Source organism: Vibrio sp. 03_296, from assembly GCF_002265885.1.
On record NZ_NPKW01001177.1, the window covers coordinates 1 to 416 of the forward strand.

The window sequence follows — 416 nt, forward strand, 5'->3', positions numbered from 1 at the left end:
GCTATGCGGATGATATCTTGATCTTCTGTCGTAGCCGAGCAGGAGCAGAGAATAGCGCTTGCACAGGCGCAAAGATACTGGAAAAAGAGTTGAAACTGACGGTGAATCAGAGCAAATCTCATATAGCACACAGCGAAAATGGGGTGAAGTTCCTTGGCGTTGAAATCGGGGAACAATACACCCGTATTCAGCCCAAGAAACTGGCTCTGTTCAAACAGACGTTGAAGCAGATGAGCAAACGCAATGGCGGAAAGCCGCTAGTGCAAGTCATCAACGAGCTAAATCCCGTTTTACGAGGGTTCAGTCAGTACTTCAGGATCGCCAATACCAGCAGGGAGTTCTCGCGAATAGCAGGATGGTTAAGGCGCAGACTGCGCAGCATCCAGTTAAAATTATGGAAGAAACCGACACGGTTG

At 48.6% G+C, this 416-nt stretch carries 1 protein-coding gene; it reads left to right on the plus strand.

The annotated features are described in order from the left end of the window. Positions 1 to 416, plus strand: a 416-nt coding sequence (locus CIK04_RS30740; protein WP_325206042.1) for a group II intron maturase-specific domain-containing protein, incomplete at both ends; no start/stop codon positions are given.